The sequence below is a fragment of the Sphingobacterium sp. genome (genome assembly GCF_032065005.1).
Taxonomy (GTDB): domain Bacteria; phylum Bacteroidota; class Bacteroidia; order Sphingobacteriales; family Sphingobacteriaceae; genus Sphingobacterium.
Genome location: NZ_DAMBMM010000021.1, coordinates 1 through 7,674 on the forward strand (window position 1 = coordinate 1; position 7,674 = coordinate 7,674).

7 protein-coding genes are annotated in these 7,674 nt (G+C 39.3%); 1 reads left to right on the plus strand and 6 read right to left on the minus strand.

The window, feature by feature from the left end:
* Positions 1–338 precede the first annotated feature (338 nt).
* The 5 genes from ffh to glyA form a co-directional block, all read right to left on the minus strand.
* The gene (gene ffh, locus RT138_RS18790) at positions 339–1,682 is read right to left on the minus strand and encodes a signal recognition particle protein (RefSeq protein ID WP_093100765.1); all 1,344 of its coding nucleotides are present in this window, start codon (positions 1,680–1,682) and stop codon (positions 339–341) included.
* A 644-nt stretch (positions 1,683–2,326) separates the two neighbouring features.
* A complete protein-coding gene (locus tag RT138_RS18795; RefSeq protein WP_313191893.1) occupies positions 2,327–2,956 on the minus strand; it encodes a hypothetical protein in 630 nt (209 codons plus the stop codon).
* A 204-nt stretch (positions 2,957–3,160) separates the two neighbouring features.
* Positions 3,161–3,844 (minus strand): zinc metallopeptidase, encoded by a 684-nt coding sequence (locus RT138_RS18800; protein ID WP_185211135.1) that lies wholly within the window; start codon positions 3,842–3,844, stop codon positions 3,161–3,163.
* Positions 3,845–4,184: 340 nt separating this feature from the next.
* Positions 4,185–4,775 (minus strand): RNA polymerase sigma factor, encoded by a 591-nt coding sequence (locus tag RT138_RS18805; RefSeq protein WP_093100770.1) that lies wholly within the window; start codon positions 4,773–4,775, stop codon positions 4,185–4,187.
* Between the two features lie 235 nt (positions 4,776–5,010).
* Positions 5,011–6,282: a serine hydroxymethyltransferase gene (glyA, locus tag RT138_RS18810; RefSeq protein ID WP_313191894.1), complete on the minus strand. Its 1,272-nt coding sequence runs from the start codon at positions 6,280–6,282 to the stop codon at positions 5,011–5,013.
* A gap of 356 nt (positions 6,283–6,638) precedes the next feature.
* On the opposite strand from glyA, the gene RT138_RS18815 reads away from it, so the two are divergent.
* On the plus strand, positions 6,639–6,992 hold the full coding sequence (locus tag RT138_RS18815; protein ID WP_185211139.1) for an iron-sulfur cluster assembly accessory protein: 354 nt from the start codon (positions 6,639–6,641) through the stop codon (positions 6,990–6,992).
* Positions 6,993–7,418: 426 nt separating this feature from the next.
* Here the strand turns inward: RT138_RS18815 and RT138_RS18820 are convergent.
* Positions 7,419–7,674, minus strand: a 256-nt coding sequence (locus RT138_RS18820; RefSeq protein WP_313191895.1) for a hypothetical protein, incomplete at its 5' end; no start/stop codon positions are given.

The window sequence follows — 7,674 nt, forward strand, 5'->3', positions numbered from 1 at the left end:
TCCGTCAGAATGACTGCAAGGCGGAAAATAAAGGTAAAGGACCTGTACGCCAATGCAACCCGTGAAGCAATACTTTTTTGTTGTTTTTAAATGAATTTGGGTTTGTTGCATTCCGAGATTCTTCCTTCGTCAGAATGACTGATAGGCGGAAAATAAAGGTAAAGGACCTGTACGCCAATGCAACCCGTAAGGCAATACTTTTTTTGTTGTTTTAAATAAATAGACAATACGGAATCAATCTTCGCTGGATGAACTGCACCCTCCCTGACCGCAATTATCCCACAAAAAAAGAGGTTGCGAAAAAAATCCGCAACCTCTTTATATATTTTTTATAGAGCCTAGAAAGGTTTACCAGGCATCTTAGGCATATTACGCATCATCTTGGCAGCCATACCTGGATTAGACATTTGCTTCATGACTTTACGCATATCCGAGAACTGCTTCATCAGTTTGTTTACTTCATCAAGGCTAGTTCCAGAACCTTTTGCAATCCTGTTCCTTCTTTTAGGATCGATTGCATCTGGATTTTCACGCTCAAACGGAGTCATGGAATCAATAATGGCTTCAATCGGTTTGAATGCATCATCGTCGATCTCGACATCCTTAATTGCTTTTCCAACTCCTGGAATCATGCCCATCAAATCCTTCATGTTACCCATTTTCTTGATCTGTTGGATCTGTGATTTAAAGTCGTTGAAATCAAATTTATTCTTACGGATTTTCTTCTGAAGTTCCGCTGCTTGTTTCTCGTCAAATTGCTGTTGAGCACGCTCTACCAAGGAAACCACGTCACCCATACCTAAGATACGGGAAGCCATACGATCAGGGTGGAAAACATCCAATGCTTCCATTTTCTCGCCTGTACCGATAAACTTGATCGGTTTGTTTACCACAGATTTAATAGAAAGAGCAGCACCACCACGGGTATCACCATCTAATTTGGTCAATACCACACCGGTGAAGTCTAAACGGTCGTTGAAAGCTTTCGCTGTGTTCACCGCATCTTGACCTGTCATGGAATCCACAACGAACAAGATCTCATGTGGCTGAGTAGCATCTTTTACCGCGGTAATCTCTTTCATCAACGCTTCGTCAATCGCCAAACGACCAGCGGTATCGATGATAACCACGTTTTGACCATTGCGCTTCGCTTCTTCAACACCGGCCACAGCGATTCCGATTGGATCTGTTGATTCACGATCAACATAAACCGGAACACCAACTTGTTGTCCCAACACCTCCAATTGATCGATCGCCGCAGGACGATATACGTCACCCGCTACCAATAAAGGTTTTTTGCCTTTAGATGCTTTTAGGAAGTTGGCCAACTTACCCGAGAAGGTCGTTTTACCAGCACCGTTCAAACCAGCAATCAAGATAATAGTCGGGTTCTTCGTAATTTCAAGCTCGGTTACCGTACCACCCATCAACTCCGTAAGCTCATCGTTCATGATCTTGGTCAACAACTGACCTGGAGAGATACTGGTCAACACATTCTCACCTAAAGCTTTTTGCTTTACATCATCGGTAAACGTTTTGGCAGTCTTGTAGTTCACATCGGCATCCAATAATGCCTTGCGAATTTCTTTCATGGTTTCCGCAACGTTGATCTCTGTAATATTACCCTGCCCCTTTAATACCTTAAAGGCCCTGTCTAATTTATCCTGTAGATTTGAAAACATCTTTTAACTTTCTAAAAATCAATACTTTGTTCCGTTAACAGTATTAAACTGAAAACTTTAGGCATAAACCTGATTTGACTTAATCCTACAAATATAGCTTTTTGCTTTTTTAATTTAAGATTTTGCCTTCAATATCCCTTATTTTTCAAGGAAAAAGAGAATAAGAATGCCTAAGCACAGAATCCCTGAGCCAATATCATTAAGTTAGGTTTTTTTATGCTGAAGTTACAATCTTGTTGGGGTACACTCAACAAACTTCAATCCTTCCAGAGGAAGTTCTTTAGCCCCTGGCTCATTTCCAGTGGCGGAAAAATGGAAAGAATGCCGATGCCTGTGCGATGGGATTGGCCTTGGAATGCTTTCAATAGATCATCCCATTAAAAGGGATGATCTATTGAAAGATATTCCCGACAACAAGGCATTCATTTATGCGCGTTGGAATGTGCGAAAGCCACCTTAAATGAGCCGAAGGTTTTTGGTTACTTTTGGGCTCCAAAAGTAACAAAGAATTTAAATTTTGTTTTTTTCTAAACTCAATGACATTGCCCTAAGCCTTAACCTGGGGAGTTGAAGGGACCCTGGCTCTAAATTCCCTATTCTATTGTCTTATTGTCTTTTGTCTAATGTCTAATCTCTACTTCCCCCTACTCCACAATTGCCTTTGCGTCCTTCAATTGAGTGGAAATATCACGGAACAATTGATCAAAGGTATCATCGATAATCACGCCATAAGACTTCAAAAACATAGGACCTATCTTTCCTCTATGATAAGCTAATCCTTCAATGGGGGAAAGCTCTCCTTTGGGATAAAAATCTGCCTGATGGAGCTTAGTGGCTACTCGCTCGAGAATCATATTGGAAATTGTCACAACATACTTACCATCTTTCACTTCTAAAAGAAAACCAGCATTTATGACCGCCCATTCTAATTTTGGATTCCTAGTGCTCACATATTTTTTTGCATTCTCGTGATTCGGCGTCACATTCACCAATCGACCGGAGAATTGATTTCCATTTCGGAAATGGTCCATTATAAAACCTTTGGCATTAATCCGCATAAAAACTTCTTCTGGACTTAGATCGGTCTCATATACTTTTTGCCAAACTAATTTATCGCTGGCATTCAACTTCAAGGTAGGAATCTCAAAAATTTCGGCTTCCTTTTTCCAGATCGTATTTCCAGCGGAATCCACTTTAATGGTCAGCACATCATTCTGGGCATAGCCAGCAAACATAAAACACATGCTCAGCATGGTAAACAGCAACTTTTTCATATGATTAGCAATTAATTAGTCTTTAAATGTAAATCTTCTTGGAAGTTTTACTAAAGCTTTTGACTGAAATTCGTGAAAAAAGTTTAACTGTCGAGAATTATTTTATTGTATTTTTTTCCCAGCAATTCCGTTCCAAAAAAGACATAAAACAAAGAAAGCCCTGATTGAAAAATCAGGGCCATATTTGTATAGGTTCTATAAACCTTAATCTCTTCTACCGAACAAGATAGATGCGTAGTACAGTAAAGTAACCAATGCTGAAAGAGCAGCAACCACATAGGTCATGGCAGCCCATTTCAAAGCATCTTTAGCACCATCATGTTCTTCAGTGCTATGGGTAATATTGGAAGCATCCAACCAAGCCAAAGCACGTTTTGAAGCATCAAATTCTACAGGTAAAGTGATAAAGCTGAACAAAGTCGTCAATGCAAGCGCAGCAACTCCAATAGCCAACACATACACATTACCAGAGAATGCCATCATGATTACCCCGATCATCAACACCCATGTGGTTAATTTTGAGGCAACACTTACGATTGGCACCATCGCAGAACGGAACTGCAACCAAGAATAGGCTGTTGCATGTTGAACCGCGTGGCCACATTCGTGGGCAGCTACGGCAGCAGCAGCAACTGAACGTCCATGATAAACATCAGGACTTAAGTTAACCGTTCTGTGTGCAGGGTTATAGTGGTCTGTCAATTGTCCCTCCACAGAAATAACCTGTACATCACTGATTCCATTCTCATTTAGCATCTTCTGTGCTATCTCCGCTCCAGAAAGCCCTGAAGACAGTGGCATCTCCGAGTATTTCTTGAACTTATTTCTGAAAGTAAACTGAACTATCCAGCTCACTACCATGATTCCGATAAAAATTATCCAGTACATATCTTAATATCTTATTTTTCTTTTTTCTATTATCCTATCAAATCTAATTCCAATAGATCTTTTACCACAAAGAAAGAAAAAATTACCGCGAAAACAAGTCGAAATGTACACAAAGAGGACAAAGTGACAGAAAACTTACCCAAGAGTTAAATAAAAACCAACTTCCGACCATTAAAAATCTGAAGGATTTCTCTAAACCTTATTCGAGTCTTATTCGAGACACATTGCTGAAATTCGGAATATGTCTCGAATGAAACCAAGTCAGCATCCAGAAGGTCATGACAAAAAAATAGGCCTGCAATTTTTGCAGACCTATTTGAAATTTATCTTGATCCTATTATTATCCTAATTGAAACATCATATTGTTTTCCTCGATCATCTTTCTCAAGTTGCTCAATGCATAACGCATTCTCCCCAAGGCCGTATTGATACTTACCTCTGTAATGTCCGCGATATCTTTAAAACTCATATCACAGAAAAGACGCATGATCAGCACTTCTTTTTGATCGTCAGGAAGCAATTGGATGATTTTCTTAAGATCTACATCACGTTGATCTTTTACCATTTTCATTTCCACGCTATCGTCCGAGAACTGCAGGATTTCAAAGATATCGAAACCATCGTTATTGACTACGTTAGGTGCTCTTTTTTCTTTTCTGAAATGGTCGATAACCATGTTATGGGCAATACGCATGACCCAAGGCAAGAACTTACCTTCATCATTGTAACGTCCAGCTTTTAGGGTATTGATAACTTTGATAAAAGTCTCTTGGAAAATATCTTCAGCTAAGTATTGATCTTTAACCTGATGGTAGATCGATGTATAGATTTTCGTTTTATAACGTTCTAACAGTACTTGCAAGGCTCTTTCTTCGCCTTTAACATACGCTTGTACCAGTTCCTGGTCACTTTTCTTATTCAATAGTTTCATAATTATGCCTCCACAAATGATGTAAGAGTTTTCTATGTCTTTGTAATATTTTAGTTTAAGCGTAGTAGTGTTTCGATAAGCGATTTGTTTAATGTTATTAGTTCAAAGAGAATTAAAATTTCCGATTAATCAAAAAATGGATTGGTATTTTAACATTTCTTCACATTAAATCCTAATAACAAAAATGGCTCCAAAGTTATCCTTTAGAGCCATCTGATTGTTATATTTTACTCAATTACTTATATAAAGGAAATTGAGCCATCATTTCTCTTACTTTTCCGTGGATACGATCTAGCGCAGCATTGTCTGAACGGTTGTTCAATGCCTCGTCGATCAATTCACCGATTTGAATGATTTCGTATTCTTTGATTCCACGAGTTGTGATTGCCGCAGTACCGAAACGAACACCTGATGTAACGAATGGTGAGCGAGAATCAAAAGGAACCATGTTTTTATTGGTTGTGATACCTGCTAAGCCTAAAACAGCTTCTGCATCTTTACCAGAGATATCTTTGTTTCTAAGGTCTACCAACATTAAGTGGTTGTCTGTACCTCCAGAGATAATATTATAGTCTCTTTCTACAAAGAACTGTGCTAAGGCAGCAGCATTTGTTTTAACTTGTTTAATGTATGTCAAGTAATCATCTGAAAGCGCTTCACCGTAGGCAATTGCTTTTGCAGCAATAGTGTGCTCCAAAGGACCACCTTGCGTTCCAGGGAATACCGCTAGATCCAATAATTGGGTAATGGTACGTGTTTCACCTTTAGGTGTTTTGATGCCCCATGGGTTTTCGAAATCCTTACCTACCATGATCATACCACCACGAGGACCACGAAGTGTCTTGTGAGTCGTTGTCGTTACGATATGACAGTGAGGAATTGGATCGTTCAATAGACCGCGAGCGATCAAACCAGCAGGGTGAGAAACGTCAGCGACAACTAGAGCACCGATTTCGTCAGCAACCTTACGGATACGGGCATAATCCCAGTCACGAGAATATGCAGACGCACCACAGATAATCACTTTTGGTTTTTCACGACGAGCAGTTTCTTCTAATTGTTCGTAGTCGATTAGACCAGTATCTTCTTTTACACCATAGAATAATGGTTGATAAAGTTTACCAGAGAAGTTTGCTGGAGAACCATGAGTCAAGTGACCACCATGGCTAAGATCGAATCCTAGGATTTTATCGCCAGGTTTTAAGATGGCAAGGAAAACAGCAGCATTTGCTTGTGCACCAGAGTGAGGTTGTACGTTCACCCATTCAGCGCCAAACAATTCTTTTGCACGGTCGATGGCAATTGTTTCAATTTTATCCACAACTTCACAACCTCCGTAGTAACGTTTTCCTGGAAGTCCTTCTGCGTATTTGTTGGTCAAAACAGAACCAGCGGCTTCCATAACCTGCTTGCTCACAAAGTTTTCTGAAGCGATAAGCTCAATACCTTCTTCTTGGCGTTTTAGCTCCTCGGCAATTAGATTAAAAATGGATTGATCTCTTTCCATATTGATATTTTTTATTGGGGGGTATTAAAATTTCAAATTTGTTGCAAATATAGATAATTACAAAGAAATGGGCTTATAATTACCTAAATTTCTCCAATGATTTTTAAGGATTGCCATTTTGTTAAGTTTTTTCTCAATTGAATAACGGACTGTTGAACCTCACAATCATAAAACGACCACATGCTGACGATAGTATTCCCGAGGGTCCCTATTCCATGAATAAGCAATTTTTCTACTGGTATATGCCCTTCATTCCCCTTCTGGTCTCTGTTTGCCGATTGTCATAATAAGGTTGCTTGTTAAAAGGAAAGCGAAAAATATGTATTTTTGTAGCTGTAAATTCAGAGGAAATTAATATGGCTTCAGATAATTTGACAGCTGTAGCTCCGGTAACTTTTACCGAAGGTGCACTAAACGAACTAAACAAACTGATCGACCAACAAGAAATTGGTGCTGATTTTGGATTGCGCATTGGCGTAGAGGGTGGAGGTTGTTCAGGGATGAGCTACATTTTGGGATTCGACCAAATCAAGGATGGCGATACAGAATATAACATTCAGGGTATGCGTGTCTTTATGAACAAAGCTCATGGGCTATATTTAGCAGGAATGGAGATCGACTTTAAAAACGGTCTTGATGCTCGCGGATTTACATTCAATAATCCAAACGCAACAAGCACTTGTGGTTGCGGAAGCAGCTTCTCTGCATAAATAAAAATATTGCCGTTAAAAGGTTTCGCCTTGTACATCGACAGTAAGTATTGAAATATCGCTAGCGAGAATACCCAAAAATCTGTTGTTTAATTTTTACACGCCTGCGCAGCAAAACTATTCAAACTGTCTATTTTGGCGAAGCCTTTTTTAATGCTTTTTCCCCTCTTAACATAACGGTGCCCTTAAGGTATACCTTTTCTCCAAAATATTCTTGAATCGTATCAAACAACCTTTGGTTTCCAGCTTCCTGTCTTTTTGACGAAAGAAGAATCTCGGAATACAGCAAACCCATATTTGTTTAAAAACAACAAAAAAGTATTGCTTCACCGGTTGCATTGGCGTACAGGTCCTTTACCTTCGGTTTCCACCTTCCTGTCATTCTGACGAAGGAAGAATCTCGGAATACAGCAAACCTATATTTGTTTAAAAACAAGAAAAAAGTATTGCTTCACGGGTTGCATTGGCGTACAGGTCCTTTACCTTCGGTTTCCACCTTCCAGTCATTCTGACGAAGGAAGAATCTCGAAATACAGCAAACCCAAATTTATTTAAAAACAACAAAAAAAGTATTGCTTCACCGGTTACATTGGCGTACAGGTCCTTTACCTTCGGTTTCCACCTTCCAGTCATTCTGACGAAGGAAGAATCTCGGAAAACAACAAACCCAAATTTATTTAAA